The sequence below is a fragment of the Kitasatospora cheerisanensis KCTC 2395 genome (genome assembly GCF_000696185.1).
Classification (GTDB): domain Bacteria; phylum Actinomycetota; class Actinomycetes; order Streptomycetales; family Streptomycetaceae; genus Kitasatospora; species Kitasatospora cheerisanensis.
The window spans coordinates 4,523,824-4,543,390 of record NZ_KK853997.1 but is presented as its reverse complement, the minus strand read 5'-3'; the positions used below and the strand labels follow the sequence as shown (position 1 = coordinate 4,543,390).

Annotated in this window: 14 protein-coding genes; 7 read left to right on the top strand and 7 right to left on the bottom strand. The window is 74.7% G+C overall.

All coding sequences use genetic code 11. The annotated features are described in order from the left end of the window. Positions 1-69: 69 nt before the first annotated feature. The 3 genes from KCH_RS20750 to KCH_RS20740 form a co-directional block, all read right to left on the bottom strand. Positions 70-1,629: an MFS transporter gene (locus KCH_RS20750; protein ID WP_035865046.1), complete on the bottom strand. Its 1,560-nt coding sequence runs from the start codon at positions 1,627-1,629 to the stop codon at positions 70-72. A 119-nt stretch (positions 1,630-1,748) separates the two neighbouring features. After that, on the bottom strand, positions 1,749-2,183 hold the full coding sequence (locus tag KCH_RS20745; RefSeq protein ID WP_035865044.1) for a MarR family winged helix-turn-helix transcriptional regulator: 435 nt from the start codon (positions 2,181-2,183) through the stop codon (positions 1,749-1,751). Between the two features lie 74 nt (positions 2,184-2,257). After that, on the bottom strand, positions 2,258-2,803 hold the full coding sequence (locus KCH_RS20740) for a DUF1707 and FHA domain-containing protein (RefSeq protein ID WP_035865041.1): 546 nt from the start codon (positions 2,801-2,803) through the stop codon (positions 2,258-2,260). A gap of 184 nt (positions 2,804-2,987) precedes the next feature. Between KCH_RS20740 and KCH_RS20735 the strand changes: the two genes are divergently transcribed. Then, positions 2,988-3,476 (top strand): hypothetical protein, encoded by a 489-nt coding sequence (locus tag KCH_RS20735; RefSeq protein ID WP_035865039.1) that lies wholly within the window; start codon positions 2,988-2,990, stop codon positions 3,474-3,476. Between the two features lie 13 nt (positions 3,477-3,489). Here KCH_RS20735 and aspS read toward each other — a convergent pair whose 3' ends face one another. Then, the gene (gene aspS, locus KCH_RS20730) at positions 3,490-4,806 is read right to left on the bottom strand and encodes an aspartate--tRNA(Asn) ligase (RefSeq protein WP_157032138.1); all 1,317 of its coding nucleotides are present in this window, start codon (positions 4,804-4,806) and stop codon (positions 3,490-3,492) included. A gap of 216 nt (positions 4,807-5,022) precedes the next feature. Here aspS and KCH_RS20725 point away from each other — a divergent pair, with 216 nt between their 5' ends. Beyond that, on the top strand, positions 5,023-6,660 hold the full coding sequence (locus tag KCH_RS20725) for a helix-turn-helix domain-containing protein (protein WP_035865037.1): 1,638 nt from the start codon (positions 5,023-5,025) through the stop codon (positions 6,658-6,660). 280 nt (positions 6,661-6,940) lie between these two features. Further along, positions 6,941-8,251 carry a type III PLP-dependent enzyme domain-containing protein gene (locus KCH_RS20720; protein WP_051653276.1) on the top strand — a complete coding sequence of 437 codons (1,311 nt, stop codon included), beginning with the start codon at positions 6,941-6,943 and terminating at the stop codon, positions 8,249-8,251. A 63-nt stretch (positions 8,252-8,314) separates the two neighbouring features. Here KCH_RS20720 and KCH_RS20715 read toward each other — a convergent pair whose 3' ends face one another. After that, entirely contained in the window at positions 8,315-9,775 is a 1,461-nt protein-coding gene (locus KCH_RS20715) for an NCS2 family permease (protein WP_035865035.1), read from the bottom strand. A gap of 174 nt (positions 9,776-9,949) precedes the next feature. Between KCH_RS20715 and KCH_RS20710 the strand changes: the two genes are divergently transcribed. After that, a complete protein-coding gene (locus KCH_RS20710) occupies positions 9,950-10,225 on the top strand; it encodes a DUF2530 domain-containing protein (protein ID WP_035865033.1) in 276 nt (91 codons plus the stop codon). An 84-nt stretch (positions 10,226-10,309) separates the two neighbouring features. Further along, entirely contained in the window at positions 10,310-12,733 is a 2,424-nt protein-coding gene (locus KCH_RS20705; protein WP_035865030.1) for an HAD-IC family P-type ATPase, read from the top strand. Between the two features lie 38 nt (positions 12,734-12,771). On the opposite strand, the gene KCH_RS20700 is transcribed toward KCH_RS20705, so the two are convergent. Together KCH_RS20700 and KCH_RS20695 are read right to left on the bottom strand one after the other, a co-directional pair. Continuing rightward, on the bottom strand, positions 12,772-16,059 hold the full coding sequence (locus KCH_RS20700) for a sacsin N-terminal ATP-binding-like domain-containing protein (RefSeq protein WP_157032137.1): 3,288 nt from the start codon (positions 16,057-16,059) through the stop codon (positions 12,772-12,774). A 206-nt stretch (positions 16,060-16,265) separates the two neighbouring features. After that, positions 16,266-17,147, bottom strand: a complete 882-nt coding sequence (locus KCH_RS20695; protein WP_035865020.1) for a DUF3027 domain-containing protein — start codon at positions 17,145-17,147, stop codon at positions 16,266-16,268. Between the two features lie 510 nt (positions 17,148-17,657). On the opposite strand from KCH_RS20695, the gene KCH_RS20690 reads away from it, so the two are divergent. Together KCH_RS20690 and KCH_RS37620 are read left to right on the top strand one after the other, a co-directional pair. After that, the gene (locus KCH_RS20690; RefSeq protein WP_035865017.1) at positions 17,658-18,980 is read left to right on the top strand and encodes an MFS transporter; all 1,323 of its coding nucleotides are present in this window, start codon (positions 17,658-17,660) and stop codon (positions 18,978-18,980) included. A gap of 61 nt (positions 18,981-19,041) precedes the next feature. Continuing rightward, positions 19,042-19,560, top strand: a complete 519-nt coding sequence (locus KCH_RS37620) for a hypothetical protein (RefSeq protein WP_051653275.1) — start codon at positions 19,042-19,044, stop codon at positions 19,558-19,560. Positions 19,561-19,567 lie beyond the last annotated feature (7 nt).

The window sequence follows — 19,567 nt, the reverse complement described above, 5'->3', positions numbered from 1 at the left end:
GCCCGACCCGCCAGCCCACCTGCCGGGCCGACCGGCCGGACCGCCTGCGGGCCCGACCGGCCGGACCGCCTAGCAGGCGGTCGCCAGGTCGCCCTTCTGCACCACCGAGAACACCCGGCCGCGGGCCCGCACCGGGTGCAGGTCGAGTCGCACCCGCAGGCCGCTGATCCGGCCGAGCACCAGGGCGACCACGCCGGCGGCCGCGGCGGAGACCAGGCCGCAGGCGAGCAGGCCGAGGCGCGGGCCGTACTGGGCGGTGATCCAGCCGACCAGCGGGGCGCCGATCGGGGTGCCACCGGTGAAGACCAGCACCAGCAGGCCCATCACCCGGCCGCGCATCTCGGGGTCGGTGCCGAGCTGGAGCGCCGAGTTGACCGAGGTGTTGAAGGTCAGGCCGAAGACGCCGATCAGCGTCAGCAGCAGCGCGAACGTCCAGTAGCCGGGCGCGAACGCGGCCATGATCTCCAGTGCGCCGAACGCCAGCGCCGCGAAGACCAGGCGGCGCAGCCGGGGCGCGCCGCGGCGGGCGGCGAGCAGCGCGCCGGTGAGCGAGCCGACCGCCATCGCGGTGTTGAGCAGGCCGTACGCGCCGGCGCCGACGTGGAAGGTGTCCTTGGCGAAGCCGGCCAGCAGGGTCGGGAAGTTGAACCCGAAGGTGCCGATGAAGCCGGCCAGCACCATCGGCCACAGCAGTTCGGGCCGTTCCCGGACGTAGCGCAGGCCCTCGCGGAGCTGTCCGCGTTGGCGGGCGATCCGTTCGACGGGGCGCAGTTCGCTGCTGCGCATGGCGAGCAGTCCGCCGATGACCGCGGCGAAGGACAGCGCGTTGACGCCGAACGCCCAGCCGCTGCCGACCGCGGCGATCAGCGCGCCGGCGACGGCGGGGCCGACCAGCCGGGCGGTCTGGAAGTTGGCGGCGTTCAGGCTGACCGCGTTGGCCAGGTCCTTGGCGGGCACCATCTCGCTGACGAAGGCCTGCCGGGTCGGGTTGTCGACCACGGTGACCAAGCCGAGCAGCAGCGCGAACAGGTAGACCGCGACGGGCGTGACGAGGCCGGTGACGGTGAGCACGGCGAGGCCGGCGGCGAGCAGGCCCATCGCGCCCTGGGTGGCGATCAGCAGGCGGCGCTTGGGCAGCCGGTCGGCGAGGACGCCGCCCCACAGGCCGAACAGCAGCATGGGCAGGAACTGCATGGCGGTGGTGATGCCGACCGCGAAGGGGCTGCCGGTGAGGCTGAGGACCAGCCAGTCCTGGGCGATGCGCTGCATCCAGGTGCCGGTGTTGGAGACGACCTGGCCGGCGAAGTAGTACCGGTAGTTGCGGATGCGCAGGGACGAGAACATCCCTCCCGGGCGGGTGAACCGGCCCGGCGAAGCGGCGGGGGTCTCCGCCGCGGTGCGTTCCTCGGGGTCGTCGTCGCCGCTGCCCGGCTGGCCCGCGGGTGCGGGCGCCTGGCTCTGCGCGGCGGGTGCGCCGGCGGGCGCGGGTTCGGTGGCGGCCGTTTCGTCGGTGAACGGCTCGTCGGTGCGCTGCCCGGCGGGGCGGGTGATGCGTCGGGGGTCGGTGCGGAAGTCGGTGCGGATGGTCGCGGTGCGGATCGCGGCGGCGCGGGCGGCCGGCGGTGTCACAGTGTTCTCCCCTCGACGCGCCGCGACCGTTCGAACGGTCGCGGCGCGGTGTGTGGCGCTGGTGGGTGCTGCGGTGATGCGGTTCTCCTTCGTTCGCCCTGAGGGGTCCTTGCGAGCGGTTACAGGTGGGCCAGTTTGTAGAGCACGGGTGCGGCTGCCTTCAGCCGTTCCCACTCGTCCTCGTCGAGGCCCTCGGCGAGCTCCGCCAGCCAGGCGTTGCGCCGCCGGCGGGACTCGTTGAGGATCTGCTCCGCCTCTTCGGTGCTGCTGACGACCACCTGCCGGCGGTCCTCGGGGTGCGGCTCCCGCCGCACCAGGCCTTTCTCCTCCAGCATCGCGATGATCCTGGTCATGGACGGCGGCTGGACGTGCTCCTTGCGGGCCAGCTCGCCGGGCGTCGCCTTGCCGCACCGGGCAAGCGTGCCGAGCACCCCCATCTCGGTGGGGCTCAGCGACTCCTCGACCCGCTGGTGTCGCAACCGCCGGGCCAAACGCATCGCGGACGACCGCAGCTGGCTTACCGCCACCAGGTCGTCCTCGGACATCTCGGGCATGTCCTTAGCCTACGTCATTACCAAGGCTAAGGAAAATTGATTTCGATCACGCCCGGCACCGGGCGGTCGAGGGGTCAGTCCGCGCTGAGGTGGAAGCCGAGGCGGCCGAAGCGGAGCCGGTCGCCGGGGCGCACCACGGTGCCGCCGGCGACCCGGCGGTCGTTGACGAAGGTGCCGTTGCTGGAGCCGAGGTCGTAGAGCACCCAGTCGCCGTCCTCGTGCCGCAGCTCGGCGTGCCGGCGGGAGACGGTCGCGTCGCCGAGCCGCAGGCCGGAGCCGGTCATCCGGCCGATCAGGAGGCGGCCGACGGCGGGGTCGGGCAGGCGCAGCAGGGTGAGCTGTTCGGCGTGCCAGGTCTGCCGCAGGCGGACGTTCAGCGCGGAGACCTTGGCGACGGTGCGCAGCAGCAGCCGGGAGACCGGGCCGTAGGTGCGCAGGTCGCCGACCACCTCGGCGAGTTCGGCGCGGCTGCGGGCGGTGAGGACGAGTTCCATCCGGCGGATGAAGGTGTCGTGGGAGAGCCGGCCGCTGCCGACGCCGTCCCGCAGCACTTCCAGCGCGCTGTCCCGCTCGGCCTGCGAGGGGCGGGCCAGTCGGGTGCCGAACTCCTGAGCGCTCATGGCGCGATTGTCGGCCGGGCGGGGCGCGGCTGTCCAGCGTGCGGCGTACGCCCGGCCTGCGGGGTTGCCCGGAAGCGCTCCCGCGGTGGGCTCTTCGGCGAATTGGCCGTCAAGTCGCCCGGCCGGGGCGGGAGTCCTGGCAGGATCCGGCGCAGCACGTTCCACCGCACGAAGGAGCTCCGCCATGCCCGTGTTCGCCGTCACCGGGCATCTGGACCTCACCGCCGACACCGCCCGCGCGGTGCGCGCCGCCCTCGACGAGCTTCTCGCGCCGTTCCCCGCAGCGGAGTTGACGGGCGTCTCGTGTCTGGCGCCGGGCGCGGACACGCTGTTCGCGGAGGCCGTGCTGGCCCGCGGCGCCCGCCTGGTCGCGGTGCTGCCCGGCCCCGGCTGTCCGGGCCCGCAGGCCACGCCCGCCGAACTCGCCGACTTCGTCCGGCTGCGCGCCGCCGCCCACCGCACGCTGGTGCTGCCCGCGACGGTGCTCGACGACGCAGCCTACGTCGCCGCCAACGCCGAACTGCTCGCCCTGGCAGACGAGTTGGTCGCGGTCTGGGACGGCGGCCCGGGCAACGGCCCGGGCGGGACGGCCGACATGGTGGCCGCCGCCCGAACCGCAGGGGTGCCGGTGCGCGTGTTGTGGCCGGCCGGCGCGGCCCGCACCGGCCGCTGAACTCGCCTGTGCCTCACGGCTCCAGGCGGTTCGGGCCGCGGAACAGGAAGACCGCGTCGCGGATCGACGGCAGCCCGAGGGCCAGCATCAGCACCCGGCCGAGGCCCAGGCCGAGGCCGCCGTGCGGGGGCATGCCGTAGCGGAAGCAGTCCAGGTAGCGGCCGAGCGGGCCTTCGGGGCTCGCGTCCATGCCCTTCTCCCGGGCCTGCGCGACGAGCCGCTCGTGCCGGTGCTCGCGCTGCGCGCCGGTGGTGATCTCCACGCCCTTCCACAGCAGGTCGAAGGAGTCGGTGACGGTCGGGTCGTCGGCGGCCCGCAGGTGGTAGAACGGCCGTACCGAGGCGGGAAACCGGGTGAGGAACACGAACTCGTGCCCGGTCTCCTCGGCGACCAGCGCGCTGAGCAGCCGCTCGCCCTCCGGGTCGAGGTCCTCCCGGACGCCTTCCCGGTCCCAGCCGGCGGCCCGCAGTTTCGCGGTGGCCTCGGCCATCGTCAGCCGGGGGAAGGGGAGTTCGGGCACCACGACGCGGGTGCCCCAGTGCCGCTCGATCTGTTCGCCGTGCCGTTCGGCGACCCGCTCCAGCACCCGGTGCAGCATCCGCTCCTCGAAGGACATCACGTCCTCGACCGAGTCGATCCACGCCAACTCGACGTCCACGCCGGTGAATTCGGTGGCGTGCCGGGAGGTGAAGGACGGTTCGGCGCGGAACACCGGGCCGATCTCGAAGACCCGGTCGATGCCCGCGGCGATCGCCATCTGCTTGTAGAACTGCGGCGATTGGGCGAGGTACGCCGTGCGCTCGAAGTAGCCGACCTCGAACACCTCGGCCCCGGACTCGGAGGCGGTGCCCATCAGCTTCGGCGTGTGCAGTTCGATGCAGCCCTCCTCGGCGGCGACCTCCCGCATCGCCTGCTCGACGGTGGTCTGCACCTCGAAGACCAGCCGCCGCTCGGGGCGCCGCAGGTCCAGGAAGCGCCAGTTGAGCCGCTGCTCCGGCCCGGTCTCCGCGGTGATCGGCAGGCCGGGCTCGGCGGCCGACACCACCTCGACCCGCTCCGGCACGATCTCCAGCCCGCCGAGCTTGACCACCGGGTTGGCGACCACCTTGCCGGTGACCTCCACCGCCGACTCCGGCGTCAGCCCCCGCAGGATCTCGTCGAGCCGGTCCCCGTCGCCCCCGCGCCGGTGCGTCACCTGCACCGTGCCGGTGTGGTCCCGCACGACCACGAACTGCATCGTGCTCTGCAGCCGCAGCGTGTTCACCCACCCCTTGACCGTCACCGTCGCGTCCACCGCGGACGCCAGCTCACCGACGAGGGTACGAACCATGACCAGCAACTCCCTGGGTTGCGGGCGCGTTGCTCGCGCCACGAACAGAGCGGTAAACAGCCGCCCGAGGACGCGCCCACGCTAGCCGCCCGCCCACCCCCGGCACCTCCGGTTTTCCGCCGCGCCGCGGCCCGGGGCCCTACGATGGCCCGACTCGACCGCAGCCGACCCGGTCTGACGGTCCGTCACGCATGCGCACCCGGGGAGGTCGTCCGGATGGACGGGGACGCGTGGGACCGGCCGGTGGTGCGGCCGCAGTCCCTGGAGGAACTGCTCGACCTGGTCGGCCCGCTGATCGAGACCGCCACGCTGCCGCGGGCCCAGGCGCCCGTCCGGCAGTTGGTGGTGTTCGACCCGCTCGACCGTCCGGCCGGCCGCGGCGACCTGCTGGTCGGCGTCGGCGTCGACCCGCAGGGCGCGGCCGCCGAGGCACTGCTGCGCGCCGCCGGGGAGGCCGAGGTGGCGGGCGTGGTGCTGCGCGAGGCCCGCGACGGCCGGCGCAAGCAGGAGCTGCGGGCGGTCGCCGAACAGGCCGGCACGGCACTGCTGTTCCGCACCGCCTGGGTGGACTGGCCGCGGGTGATCACCACCCTGCGGGCCGCCAACGCCACCGGCCCCGCCCCGGGCAGCGCCAACGTGCCGCTCGGCGACCTGGGCGGCCTGGCCCGGCTGATCGCCGTCCAGGTGCAGGGCGCAGTGACCATCGAGGACCCGGACTCCCGGGTGCTCGCGCACTACGCCGAGAGCGCCGAACTCGACCCGATCCGGATCCTCACCATCTCCACCGGGCAGGTCCCCGAGGAGCGCCGCCGGGCGATGACCGAGGGCGGCTTCTTCAAGGAACTCTGGTCCACCGACCGGGTGCTGCACCGCCGCGCCGAGGGCGACATCCCCGAGCGGATGGCGGTCGCCGTGCAGGCCGGCGGCGAACGCCTCGGCTCGATCTGGGTGGCCGCGCTCTCCGGCGGCCGGCTCCAGGACAGCGCCGCCGAGGCCCTGCAGGTCGCCGCCCGGCTGGCCGCCGCGCACCTGCTGCACCACCGCTCCCGGCACCACGGCCGCAGCGAACTGCTCGCCGAGGCCGCCCGCTCGGTGCTGGACGGCCGCGGCTCCGGCGCCCTGCTCGCCCGGCACAGCGGCATACCGGCCGACCGCCCCTGCGCCGTGCTGTCCGTCGGCCCGGCCGGCCCGGTCGACGACGACCTGCGGGTCCGGCTGGAGCGGCTGGCCGGCTGGCACCCGGCCGGCCCGGGCCGCAGCTCCCTGGTGCTCCCCGCCGAGCACGGCGTGCTGATCCTGCTGGCCGGCCTGGCGGCCGACCCGCCCACCGCCGAACTCCAGGTCGCCGACTTCGGCCGCCGCCTGGCCGCCGACCTCTCGGCCCGGCTGCGCACCCCGGTGCTGGCCGGCCTCGGCCCGGTCCAAGGCCGGCTGGACCACGCCTCCCGCTCCCGCGAGTCCGCCGACCTGGCCCTGAGCGGGCTCCGGTTCGGCCGCGCCGAGCTGGGCTGCGCCACCGTCGACGAGGTCGCCGACGCGGTGGCCCTGCGGCACGTCCTGGAGACCCTCCGCGACCTGCCGCTGCCGGTCCGCACCTCGGTGTCCCGGCTGGTCGCGCACGCCGAGCGGGGCGGCGACCGCAGCCTGCTGGACGCCCTGCGCGCCTACCTCGACCACTCCCGCGAACTCGGCCGCGCCGCCGACTCCCTGGGCGTGGCCCGCACCACCTTCGCCGGCCGCTTCCACAACAAGGTCCTGAAGGTCTCCGGCCTGGACGTCGACAACCCCGACGCCCGGCTGCTCGCCCACCTCCAGCTGCGGCTGCTCGACCACGGGGACCCGGGCGTGTCCTGACACCGCTCCGGGCCGCCGAACCGGTGTCCGGACACCGCCCCGCCGCCGTACCGGCCGCCGCCCGCCGTCCCGCACCCGTCCGGCCCGCCCGTCCCGTCCTCCCGCACCGGACGCCGCCGCCCGCCCGCGCCCCGCCGTGCGCGCGCACCGCCGCGCCCGCCGAAACCCGGCGCGGCGGGCACAGACACGGCGGCACCCCGAACCGCACGCTGGAGGCCCGGCCCGGCACCCGCACCGGGCCCGGTCCCCCGTCCTGCCGACACCGCGCGGAGCGTGCCCCATGACCGACCACCAGCCCCTGATCGGCCCCGAACGCCGCGAACTCCTCCTCCGCGCCGCCGTCCGCGACGGCCTGCTCGACCCGGAGGAGACCCCGCTCGCCGCCTTCCTCGACCTGGACGCCGTCACCGAGACCGTCGCCGCCCTGCACGCCGCGTTCCCCGCCCGGCTCGACGTGCTGCACGCCTTCGCGGCCAAGGCCAACCCGCTCGGGCCGGTGCTGCGCCGGCTGCGCGGCCTCGGCATGGGCTGCGAGGTGGCCAGCCCCGGCGAGTTCGCGCAGGCCCTCGCGGCCGGCTTCGCGCCCGACCGGATCGTGCTCGACTCCCCCGCCAAGACCCGCCGCGAACTCGCCCTCGCGCTCGACCTCGGCGTCGCCGTCAACATCGACAACTGGCAGGAGCTCGCCCGCGTCGACGACCTGCTGAACGGCCGCCCCACCGCCTCCCGGATCGGCGTCCGGGTCAACCCGCAGGTCGGCGGCGGCAGCATCGCGGCGATGAGCACCGCCACCGCCACTTCCAAGTTCGGCATCCCGCTCGCCGACCCCGGCTACGCGGACCGCCTGGTCGACGCCTTCCGCGCCCGCCCCTGGCTCAGCGGGCTGCACTGCCACGTCGGCTCGCAGGGCGTCGATCTGTCCCTGATGGCGGCCGGCGTCGGCGCGACCGTCGACCTCGCCGAACGGATCAACCACGAGCTCGGCCGCCGCCAGGTCACCGGCATCGACCTCGGCGGCGGCCTGCCCGTCAACTTCGCCGACGACCGGATCGCCCCCGGCTTCGACGCCTATGTGGAGCAGCTCCGCCGGCACGCCCCCGCGCTGTTCGACGGCGGCTACCGGCTGGTCACCGAGTTCGGCCGCTCCGTCCTCGCCAAGGCCGGCTTCACCGCCTCCTACGTCGAGTACACCAAGCAGGCCGGCGGCCGGGCCATCGCCGTCGGCCACGCCGGCGCCCAGGTCGCCACCCGCACCGTCTTCATGCCCGACAGCTGGCCGCTGCGCGTCACCGCCCACCACCCGACCGGCGCCGCCAAGCACGGCGACCCCGTCCCGCAGGACATCGCCGGCCCCTGCTGCTTCGCCGGCGACCTGGTCGCCCGCGACCGCCCGCTCCCCCTCCTGGACCCCGGCGACCTGGTCTGCCTGCTCGACACCGGCGCCTACTACGCCTCCCACCACTTCAGCTACAACTCCCTCCCCGAACCCCCCGTCCACGGCGCCCGCACCGACCCCGACGGCACCGTCCGCTTCGAACTCCTCCGCCCCGCCCAGACCATCGACGACCTGGTCGCCCGCACCACCGCCTGACCCGCAGCAACGCGAACGGCCCTCCCCCGCGAACGCGGGGGAGGGCCGTCGGGCGACCTGGGGTCAGAGCAGGCCGAGGGCCGGCATCAGGTAGTAGAACGCGAAGACCGCGGCGACCGCGTACATCGGGATCGGGACGGTGCGGGCCCGGCCGGCGACGACGCGCAGCAGGCAGAAGGCGATGAAGCCGAAGCCGATGCCGTTGGTGATGGAGTAGGTGAACGGCATCATCACGATGGTGAGGAAGGCCGGCATCGCGATGGTGTAGTCGGACCAGTCGATCTCCTTGATGGAGTTCGCCAGGATCAGGAAGCCGACGGTGACCAGGGCGGGGGTGGCGGCCTGCGCGGGGACCATGGTCGCCAGCGGGGTGAGGAAGAGCGCCACCAGGAAGAGCGCGCCGGTCACGATGGAGGCGAAGCCGGTGCGGGCGCCCTCGCCGACGCCGGCGGTGGACTCGACGAAGCAGGTGTTGGCGGACGAGGAGGTCGCGCCGCCGGCCGCGGTGGCGATGCCGTCGATCATCAGGACCTTGTTGATGCCGGGCAGGTCGCCCTTCTCGTCGAGCAGGTGGGCCTCGTCGGCGACGCCGAGGATGGTGCCCATCGCGTCGAAGAAGCAGCTCATCAGCACGGTGAAGACGAACAGGATGCCGGTCAGCAGGCCGACCTTGGAGAAGCCGCCGAACAGGCTGACCTGGCCGACCAGGCCGAAGTCCGGGGTGGCGACGGGGTTGCCGGGCCAGGCCGGGACGGTGAGGCCCCAGTTCTCCGGGGCGAGGTCCGCGAAGTTCTGGATGATCACGGCGGCGACGGTCATCACGGCGATCGAGATCAGGATCGCGCCGGGAACCTTGCGCACGACCAGCGCCATGGTGAGCAGCAGGCCGAGGATGAAGATCAGGACGGGCCAGCCGTGCAGGTGGCCGCCGGCGCCGAGCTGCAGCGGGACGGTGGTGTGGGCGACGTCCGGGATGCGGGAGACGAAGCCGGAGTCGACCAGGCCGACCAGCGCGATGAACAGGCCGATACCGATGGCGATGGCCTTGCGGAGCCCGAGCGGGACGGCGTTCATGACGCGCTCGCGGAGGCCGGTGGCGACCAGCAGCATGATCGCGAAGCCGGCCAGCACGACCATGCCCATGGCGTCGGGCCAGGTCATCTTGGGGGCGAGCTGGAGCGCCACGATGGTGTTGACGCCGAGTCCCGCGGCCAGGCCGATCGGGACGTTGCCGATGACGCCCATCAGCAGGGTGGTCAGACCGGCGGTGAGCGCGGTCGCGGTGACCAGCTGGGCGCTGCTGAGGTGGGCGCCGTTCATGTCCGTGGCGGAGGCCAGGATGATCGGGTTGAGCACCAGGATGTACGCCATCGTGAAGAACGTGGCGACACCACCGCGGATCTCGCGCGGCAGCGTGGAGCCGCGCTCGGAGATCCGGAAGAAGCGGTCCAGGGCGCCGGACGGGGGCTGCGGCGCGTTCTGGGAGGGCTCGGGCGACGCGGTGGTCGACTGGGCCTGAGACATTCGGGCGTCCTCGATCGGGTGAGGCAGAGGTGGGGGAGACTTTCAGTATGGCGATGCCCGTCGTGCACGCGCCATCTTCGCGCGTAGAGCGAGGCCCTTACGATCATGATCGATCGTCTTCGGCCGACCGACCGTCCCTCCCGGCCCGCCGGGGGCGCCCCGTACGCTAGGCGCATGCCCAAGACCGCGCTGCGCTCCGCTCCCCCGCCGCTAGAGGCGAACGACGTCGCCATCGTCGGCACCGGCACGGTGCTGTGGTTCGTCGGCTTCGTGGTGCTGCTGCCGTTCCAGGGCCGGCTGTCCGACCACGGCCACGGCAGCTGGCCGTGGATCTGCCTGTCCGGCGGCCTGCTCGGCCTGATCGGCCTGAAGTACTGCCGGGCCCGCCGGGATGCGATCCGACGCGCCCGGGCCGCGGAGGCGGCCGAGACCTCCGACGCGGTCCAGTAGCGCCCGGGCGGCCCGCCACTCGTCCGGCCCGAATCCGACCGGGGTGGGACGCAACGCCCAAATCGCCCACCTAGAGTCGGTGCCATGACGCACCCAGCGGAAGGCACGGCCCCGGCGAGCCCAGGCTCGCACCCCTCCGGCGCGGGCGGGGCGTACCGACCCGGGCTGACCGCCGCCGAGGTCGCGGAGCGGGTCGCCCGCGGGCAGGTCAACGACGTCCCGGTGCGTTCCAGCCGGTCGGTGCGGGAGATCGTCCGCGCCAACGTGTTCACCCGGTTCAACGCGATCATCGGCGTGATGTTCGGCATCATCCTGGTCGTCGGCCCGATCCAGGACGGCCTGTTCGGCCTCGTCATCGTCGCCAACACGGCGATCGGCATCGTGCAGGAGATGCGCGCCAAGAAGACCCTGGACAGCCTGGCGCTGATCGGCGAGGCCCGCCCGCAGGTCCGCCGGGACGGCGCCGCCGTCCAGGTCGGCACCGGCGAGATCGTGCTCGACGACACCGTGCTGCTCGGCATCGGCGACAAGGCCGTGGTGGACGGCACCGTCACCGAGGCGGACGGCCTGGAGATCGACGAGTCGCTGCTGACCGGCGAGCCGGACCCGGTGCTCAAGCACCCGGGCGACCACGTGATGTCGGGCTCGTTCGTGGTGGCCGGCGCGGGCGCGTTCACCGCGACCAAGGTCGGCCGGGAGGCGTACGCCGCCAAGCTCGCCGAGGAGGCCAGCCGGTTCACCCTGGTCAAGTCGGAGCTGCGCAGCGGCATCGACCAGATCCTGCGGATCATCACCTACCTGCTGGTCCCGACCGCGCTGGGCCTGATCGTCAGCCAGCTCGCGGTGCAGCGCAACGACTGGAAGGAGGCCGTCCGGCGGATGGTCGCCGGGATCGTGCCGATGGTCCCGGAGGGCCTGGTGCTGCTGACCTCGGTGGCCTTCGCGATCGGCGTGATCCGGCTGGGCCGCAAGCAGTGCCTGGTGCAGGAGCTGCCCGCGATCGAGGGCCTGGCCCGGGTCGACACGGTCTGCCTGGACAAGACCGGCACCCTCACCGAGGGCGGCATGGACCTGGTCGACCTGCGCCCGCTGACCGACGAGGACGGCGCGCGGGCCCGGCTCGCCGAGGCGCTCGGCGCGATCGGCGCGGCCGACACCCGCCCGAACCCCAGCATGCAGGCCGTCATCGACGCGTACGGGCCGCCGGAGGAGGGCCGCTGGCGAGTGCTGGAGGCGATCCCGTTCTCCTCGGCGCGCAAGTGGAGCGGCGTCCAGCTGCTGGAGCCCGGCGGCGGCGAGGGCAGCTGGCTGCTCGGCGCCCCGGACGTGCTGCTGCCCGCCGGGCACCCGGCGCTGGCCGAGGTCGACGAGCTCGGCGCGAAGGGCCTGCGGGTGCTGCTGCTGGGCCGCAGCCCGCTGCCGCTGGACGGCCCCGACCCGGCGTCCGAGCTGGAGCCGCTGGCCCTGCTGGTGCTTCAGCAGCGGCTGCGCGAGGACGCGGCGGACACCCTGCGCTACTTCCGTTCGCAGCACGTCCGGGCGAAGGTGATCTCCGGTGACAGCGCGGTGTCGGTCGGCGCGGTCGCCGCCCACCTGGGCCTGCCCGGCGCGGAGACCGCGACCGACGCCCGCACGCTGCCCACCGCCCCGGAGCAGCTCGCCGAGGCCGCCGACCGCACCGCCGTGTTCGGCCGGGTCACCCCGCAGCAGAAGCGCGCCCTGGTGGGGGCGCTGCAGTCCAGGGGCCACACGGTGGCGATGACCGGCGACGGCGTGAACGACGTGCTGGCGCTGAAGGACGCCGACATCGGCGTGGCGATGGGCACCGGCTCGGACGCGACCCGGGCGGTCGCGCAGATCGTGCTGCTGGACGACCGGTTCGCCACCCTGCCGTCGGTGGTCGCCGAGGGCCGCCGGGTGATCGGCAACATCGAGCGGGTGGCCGGGCTGTTCCTGGTGAAGACCGTCTACTCGGTGCTGCTGGCGCTGCTGGTGGTGTTCACGCAGGTCCCGTACCCGTTCCTGCCCCGGCACTCGACGGTGCTGTCCTCGCTGACCATCGGCATCCCGGCGTTCTTCCTGGCGCTGGCGCCGAACAACGAGCGGGCCCGGACCGGCTTCGTGCGGCGGGTGCTGCGGCTGGCGGTGCCGGGCGGGATCATCTGCGGCACCGCGACCTTCGTCGCCTACGCGCTGGCCCGCAGCGACAGCGGGACGGCGCTGAAGGCGGACACCTCGGTCGCCACCCTGACGCTGTTCATCGTGGCGATCTGGGTGCTGGCGATCGTCGCCCGGCCGTACACCTGGTGGCGGCTGCTGCTGATCGGCGCCATGTCCGGCGCGTTCGCGCTGGTGCTGGTGGTGCCGTGGCTGTCGGACTTCTTCCAGCTCCAGCTGGTCGGCTGGCGCGACCCGCTGACCGGCGTGGCGATCGCCGCCGTCGCGGGGTGCCTGCTGGAGGTCACCTCGCGGGTGTTCGTCGAGAAGAAGGAGCCCGACGCCGCGTAGGCCCTCCCGCCGGGCGGGCGGGCGGGCCTGCGCGGACGTCACTCGTAGTCGCGCGCCGCCAGCAGCTCGTACGCCCGGTCGGGCTCGGTGAGCGCGGCGAGGATCTCGAAGCGGCGGTGCCACTGCTGCACCGACCAGGCGAGGCCGGCCGCCAGGCCCTCGGGGGTGGCGGCGTGCAGCAGGCCGGGGACGGGCGGCACCTCGAACTCGTCGTCCTCGTCGGCCTCGTCCGCGTCCTCGGGGTCGTAGGGCTGCTCGGGCGCGGTGGCGGCGGGGTCCCAGCGCCAGTCCACCCGGGCGTCCTCGCCGTCGGGGCCGACGACCAGCAGCTCCTCGTGCTCCTCGTAGACGGCGGGACAGCCGGGGAGCAGTTCGCGGACCACGGCGGGGGTGCGGTGCAGGGTGCCCTCGGACAGCACCCGGCCGCCGGCCACCTCGCTGGCGAGCGAGACGTGCAGCCGCTCGGCCAGCGCGGGGGCGAGCGCCGGGTGGACCGGCAGCACCGGGTGGTCGTGCAGCAGCTCGACCAGGTCGGGGGCGTCGGCGACGACCGCGGCGGTGGCGTCGACGATCACCGTGGCGTCGTCCCGGCGGCCGGTGCGGTCGTCCAGCGGGGCCAGTGCCCGCACCACGTCCAGCGGCTCCACCCGCTCGGCCGGCAGTGCGGCCAACGCGCTGTAGATGCCGTGCAGTTGACGGTGGGTCACGACGGAGAGCGGGTCGGTCAGGCGGTCGATCAGCTCCTCGGGGCCGTGCGGCTCGGCGAGCAGCGCGGCCAGCGTGGTGCGGACGCCGAGCGCGTGCAGGAACTGCGGGTCCAGGCTGGTCCGGGCCTCGTCGTACAGGCCGCGCAGCAGCGGGTCGGCGCCGGCCGCGCGCAGGCCGGCGGGCTCCTTGCCGTCCAGCACCGGGTGGTCGCGCAGCCACCAGGCGGTGTACGGCGGCAGGTCGGTGTAGGTGCCGTCGGGCAGCAGGGTGCGGACGGGCGTCACCACCGCGTCCCGGTACGGGGGGCGGGCGAGCAGCGCGAGGGCCTCCGGCCAGGCGTCGTCGGCGACCAGGTCGAGGTCGCGGACGGCGAGCAGTTCGGCGGCCACCGGCGGGACGCCCAACTCGGCCGCGTCGTCGGCGTGCAGGGACTCCAGGGCGTCCTCGCACCAGTCGGCGAGGCCGTCGGGGGCCTCGTCGATCAGGCCGGTGGGGGTGCCGCCGGCGGCGCGGTCGGCGGAGGCGGTGGGGTCGAGGCGCTCCAGGTCGTCGGGGTCGAGCACCACGTCCTCGGCGCGGACCAGCGTGAACCCGGTGAGCGCGCCGGCCGCGGCCAGCACCTCGGGGCCCCAGCGCTCCAGCAGGTCCTCGTCCACGAACGCGACCTCGTCCTCGCCCGCCAGGTGCGCCAACGGGCTGTCGGGGAGCAGCAGTTCGCCGGCGCGGGCGAGTTCGCCCTCGTCGTCGGGCAGCGCCAGCCGGGCCAGCCACGGGTGCTCGCCGGGGGCGGGGGCGGCGGCCTTCACCAGCGCCAGGACGGCGTCCGCGAGGTCCACCGCGGCGTCGTAGTCGTCCTCGCCGAGTTCCAGCGAACGGGCGACCGCGGCGCGCAGTTCGGGGGTCTCCAGCAGGCCGGCGGGGGTGGCGGTGACGGCGCCGAGCCGGCCCAGCAGCGGGTGCGCGGCGTCCGGGTGGGCCAGCCGCAGGTCGAGCAGGTCGAGGGCCTCGGCCAGCGACTCGGGGTAGCCCTCGAAGCCGGCCCAGTCGGCCGGGTCGGACGGCAGCAGGACCCGGCGCGGGCCGGTCACCGTGCGGCCGTCGGCGAGCGGCACGGGCAGCGCGCCGAGCGCCTCCGGGTCGGCGCCCTCCAGTGCCGCGTACAGGCCGCGCCACCAGGCGGGTTCGCGCTCCAGGCCGCCCAGCTGGTCGACCACCTCGGCCAGCGGGACGCGGCGCACCCGCAGCGTGCGCAGTTCGGTGCGGCGCTCCAGGCCGGCCGGCAGCAGGCCGGGGAAGATCGGGGCGAGCGCCTCCACCACCGAGTGGTCGGCGCCCTCCAGCACCACCGCGTCGCGCGGCCGCAGCGCCGGGGTGCCCTCCTCGGTGCCGCGCGGGTGCGGCAGGAACGGGGTGCCGGGCAGCCGGTCCAGGATCGCGGTGCGCAGCGCGTTGTCGAGTGCGCCGGTGCCGAGCGGGGACGGCACCAGGTCCAGCGAGTGCACGTCGGCGCCGCGGGTGCGGAGCAGGTCCGCGTACGCGTCGGCAGCGCGCTCGACCAGGAAGTCGGTGAGCGGTCCGGGTGCGACGTGCCGGCGGGTCGGGTCCAGCGGGAAGGAGGCGATCAGCAGCGCGGGCACCCCGAGCGGCTCCTCGCTGGGCGTCGGCGCGTGCACCACGGCGGCGGTGGCGGGCCGCTGCGGGCGGCCCTGCTCGTCCACCGGCACGGCCCAGGTCAGCGTCCACTGCGGGCGGGCCCGCTCCTCGGTGGTGCGGTCGGCGAGCAGTTCGGCGGCGGCGGTCCCGGACGCGCCGACGGTCTGCCAGGTGGTGCTGCGCGTCCCGTCGGTGACGGTGACGGTGGGCAGTTGCTCGGGCTGCGGCGGGTTCTCGGCGCGGGTCAGGGTGCGAACGTCCTCGGCGGTCTCCACCACCACCTCGGCCAGGCCCGGCAGGGTCAGCAGCAGCGCGTCGTCGACGGCGGCGAGCAGCCGGCCCGTCAGGTCCTCGGCGGCGCGGTCGCGCAGCGGCAGCACCACGACGGTGTCGTAGCCCTCCGGGGCCCGGCCCTCCGCCGGGAACGGCAGCCGCAGCAGCGGCACGTGGCCCTCACGGCGCGTCAACTCCTCGCCCAGTTCGGGCCGTTCGGCGACCAGCGCCCGCGCGTCGGTGAGCGACCAGCGCACCCCGCCCGGGTGGCTCAGCACGGCCGGCTCGTCGCTGACGGCCAGCACCGCGGAGAACCCCACGCCGAACCGGCCGACCACCGCCTGCTCGTCCCCGCGCTTCGCGGACGCCCGCAGCGTGGACAGCGACTCCACGGCCTCCGCGTCCAGCGGCGCACCGGTGTTCGCGGCCGCCAGCACGCCGTCCCGCAGGGTCAGCCGGAGGCGGCCGGTGACCCCCGCGCGGGCGGCCGCGTCGGCGGCGTTCTGCGCGAGCTCGACGATCAGCCGGTCCCGGTAGCCTCCGAGCGCGAGCTCCTCCTCGGCGTTCGCGTCCTCCCGGAACCGCGAGGGCGCCGCCGCCCACGCCTCCAGCACCGTCCGCCGCAGCCGGCCCGTGTCGAAGACGTCCGGGCCCTCGGGGGACGCCGCGCTGCCGATGATCCGAGACTCCACGTGCCGAGCCGCCCTTCGCGTGGTCTGCGTACGAGTCGGCATTCTGCCAGGGGCTTTGGCGGCAGGAGGCGCACCGACCGGGGCGCGGGGAACCGCGCGGGCAATGAGCGCACGTCAGCAAGGCCGCGATCACGTGCAAGTCGTCGCCCCGCGCTCCGACCCCGCGGTCGGGTGCCTCCCGCCGCGCGCGGATCCCCGCGGTGCCGCTACGAGTGCCCGAGCTCCTCCGCCGGCGCGTCCGGCTCGACGGAGCCGGAGGTGCGGTCGGGGTGGATGTGGAGCGGTTCGACGACGGTCTCGTCGAGGATCAGCTCGGACGGGACCGGCGGGGCCGGCAGGACCGCGGCCTCGGAGTGCGCGCCGCAGCCGTACGCGAGCGAGACCACCTGGCCGTCCGCGGGACCGAACTCGTTGCCGCAGACGCCGAACGCCTGCCCGAGCGACCCGCCGATCGGGACCAGGAAGCCGCAGGTGTTGCACGAGGCGGGGGCCGACTGCGCCATCGGCGTCTGCGGCCCGTACGCGGTCTCCCAGCGTTCGGCGGCCTGGTGCAGACCCCTCCGGGAGAGCACGCGGGGGCGGCCGAGGCCCAGCTCGTCGGCCACGGCGCCGATCTCGGCGCGGGCCGGCGGCGGCTGGATGCCGGGTTCGGCGATCACCAGGTCGTCCTCGGCGGCTTCGGCCAGCACCGAGTTGGGGGCGGGCTCGTCCTCGCCGGTCCAGCCGGGCTCCAGGCGGAGGTCGTCGGCGCCGGTGGGCAGCAGGTCGCCGGGGCCGAGGTCGCCGGGCCGCAGGCGCTCGCTCCACGGCACCCACTGCGGGGCGAGGACGGCGTCGGGGCCGGGCAGCAGCGCGACCTCGTCGAGGGTGACGTTCTTGGCGCGCGGGGCGCGGGCGACGGTCACCGCCCAGTGCCAGCCCCGGTAGGCGGGGTCGAGGCACTCGAAGGTGTGGGTGACGACCCGCTCGGCGTCCGCGTTCGCCTTCACGTGGGGGCCGACGAAGGTCTCTCCGACGCTCTCCACGACTGCCTGGCGGGCGAGATCGACGGCCTCGGCACAGAGCCGGTCAGGGGTACGGCTTCGCATCGCAGCACTCACGGCGTCGGTTCTCTCCCAGTCCTGTCATCCTGCGGTCTGTCCCGAGACGGCCCCCGCTGGGCGGGCTCGCACCGGTTGCTGCCACGTCACCGGAGCAACCCCCGCCGACGCGGGACCGATCCATTCTGCTCGACCGGGGACCGCTCCGTGGCCGGGCCGCGCCGCCCCGGTCCGCCACCCCCTTGCGCAGGCCGGGCAGGCGCGTAGTGCAGGCTACCCGCCGGTCGGCGGTGGAGCACAGTCCGGGGCCGTGGGCGCGGGCGCGCCGTGCCGCGGGCAATCACTCGTACGGCGTGTGTTTGTCGGGCAGGATGGGCTTGTGGCGGAGGAGAACCCGCCGCAGCACGGACTGCGCCCCGGGCAGGAGGAGAGCCGGCCGGAGCCGTCAGCCGCGCCGCGGCAGCATCCCGCGGCCCCCGGCGAGCCGGAGGCGGATGAGCCGCGTCCGACGGCCGGTCAGGACGGCGCGGGGGCGCCGACGGTGAAGCCGCGCGGGGTGTGGGCGCGGGCGCGTCGGCGGCCGGGGTGCGCACGGGGCGGGTGGTGCACGGCACGGGCCGGCGGATCCGCCGGGCGACCTCGGCGGAGGGCGCGGGCGAATCGGGCCTGGCGAAGCTGATCGAGCTGCACGCGCTGAACTCGTTCGGCGACATGCTGATCACGGTGGCGCTGGCGTCGACCATCTTCTTCTCGGTGCCGACCGGCGAGGCCCGCGGCCGGGTGGCGCTCTACCTGGTGATCACGATGGCGCCGTTCGCGGTGCTGGCCCCGGTGATCGGGCCGCTGCTGGACCGGCTGCCGAACGGCCGGCGGTCGGCGGTGGCGATGGCGATGCTGGCCCGGGCGGTGCTGGCGTGGGTGATGGCGGGTCTGGTGCCGGGCGGCGGGCTGGCGTTGTACCCGGCGGCGCTGGGCGTGCTGGTGTCCTCGAAGGCGTACGGGGTGGTGCGCAGCGTGGTGGTGCCGCGGCTGCTGCCGTCCCAGTTGTCGCTGGTGAAGGCGAACTCGCGGGTGACGCTGGCGGGTCTGGTGGCGACCCTGGTGGCGGGCGGGGTGGGCGGGCTGCTGCACCTGCTCGGGCCGGCCTGGCCGCTGCGCGGGGCGTTCGTGGTGTTCGTGATCGGCACCCTGATGGCCTTTCACCTGCCGCACCAGGTGGACTCGGCGAAGGGCGAGCAGCGGGCGGAGCTGCACGCGGAGCCGTCCGAGCCGCGGCCGAAGGGAGTGCTGCGGGCGGTCGGGCCGTCGGTGGTGATGGCGCTGCGCGGGGTGGCGGCGCTGCGCTGGCTGGTCGGGTTCCTGGTGATGTTCCTGGCGTTCCTGATCCGCCAGCACCCGCCGGGCGGGCTGCCGGAGACGGTGGCGCTGGGCGTGGTCGCGGCGGCGGCGGGCCTGGGCAACGCGCTGGGCTCGGTGCTGGGTTCGTGGCTGCGGACCCGCGGCTCGGAGGTGACGGTCACGGTGATGCTGCTGCTGGCGACGCTGGCGGCGGCCGCGGCGGCGCTCTGGTACGGCATCGTGACGGTGACGGTGGTGGCGGCGACCTCGGGCATGGCGGCCTCGCTGGCGAAGCTGGCGCTGGACGCGCTGATCCAGCGGGACGTGCCGGAGGCGGTGCGGACCTCGGCGTTCGCCCGGTCGGAGACGGCCCTGCAGCTGAGCTGGGTGGTGGGCGGCGTGGTGGGCATCTCGCTGCCGCTGAACCCGGTGCTCGGTCTGTGGGTGGCGGCGGGGGTGACGGCGCTGATGCTGCTGTGGACGTTCCGGTCGCTGCTGCGGGTCGGGCCGCGCCGGTCGTCGGCGCGTCCGCGCGTGGCGTAACCTCGCGCGACTCGGGCACCCCGGCGTCGTGTGATCACGGAAGGCGAGTAGCCTCTTGCCCATGAGCCTCAGCACCCCCGTCACCGCCGGACTCGCCGCCGCCGTCGTCGTCGGCGCCGGTCTTGCCGGTTTCGGCATCTACACGGCCGTGGACAACGGCAAGCCCGCCAAGAACGAGGCCACGCTGGTCGTCGGGACCTCGACGGTCCGCGCCGAGCCGGCCTGCTTCAACGGCGGCAAGGCGATCTCCGACGCGGACCTCACCAAGTGCGCCCAGCAGGCGGCGAAGGACTCCGAGGCGAAGAAGCTCACCAGCCTCGACGTGCGCGCGAGCGACCGGGTCGGCGTGGGTGTGCCGAAGGACCTGGCGGAGAAGGGCTGGTACGCCTTCACCGGCTCCGGCCAGAACCGCATGCCGATCATGCAGGGCGCCACCGGGCTGACCTACTCGGGCTCGGTCTCGGCGACCACCCTGATGACCAGTGACGACCGGACCATGGTGACGGTCGCCGCGGTCGACCAGCAGACCAACGAGTACTACGCGGTCTGGTTCTTCAACCTGAACAACCAGAAGAGCTGAACCTCCG

Bases quoted from the DNA above. Each gene is read 5' to 3' on its own strand.
- KCH_RS20705 (WP_035865030.1), top strand. From the start codon at position 10,310: ATGACGCACCCAGCGGAAGGCACGGCCCCGGCGAGCCCAGGCTCGCAC.
- KCH_RS20695 (WP_035865020.1), bottom strand. From the start codon at position 17,147: ATGCGAAGCCGTACCCCTGACCGGCTCTGTGCCGAGGCCGTCGATCTC.
- KCH_RS20710 (WP_035865033.1), top strand. From the start codon at position 9,950: ATGCCCAAGACCGCGCTGCGCTCCGCTCCCCCGCCGCTAGAGGCGAAC.
- KCH_RS20725 (WP_035865037.1), top strand. From the start codon at position 5,023: ATGGACGGGGACGCGTGGGACCGGCCGGTGGTGCGGCCGCAGTCCCTG.
- KCH_RS20735 (WP_035865039.1), top strand. From the start codon at position 2,988: ATGCCCGTGTTCGCCGTCACCGGGCATCTGGACCTCACCGCCGACACC.
- KCH_RS20740 (WP_035865041.1), bottom strand. From the start codon at position 2,803: ATGAGCGCTCAGGAGTTCGGCACCCGACTGGCCCGCCCCTCGCAGGCC.
- aspS (WP_157032138.1), bottom strand. From the start codon at position 4,806: ATGGTTCGTACCCTCGTCGGTGAGCTGGCGTCCGCGGTGGACGCGACG.
- KCH_RS37620 (WP_051653275.1), top strand. From the start codon at position 19,042: ATGAGCCTCAGCACCCCCGTCACCGCCGGACTCGCCGCCGCCGTCGTC.
- KCH_RS20745 (WP_035865044.1), bottom strand. From the start codon at position 2,183: ATGCCCGAGATGTCCGAGGACGACCTGGTGGCGGTAAGCCAGCTGCGG.
- KCH_RS20720 (WP_051653276.1), top strand. From the start codon at position 6,941: ATGACCGACCACCAGCCCCTGATCGGCCCCGAACGCCGCGAACTCCTC.
- KCH_RS20715 (WP_035865035.1), bottom strand. From the start codon at position 9,775: ATGTCTCAGGCCCAGTCGACCACCGCGTCGCCCGAGCCCTCCCAGAAC.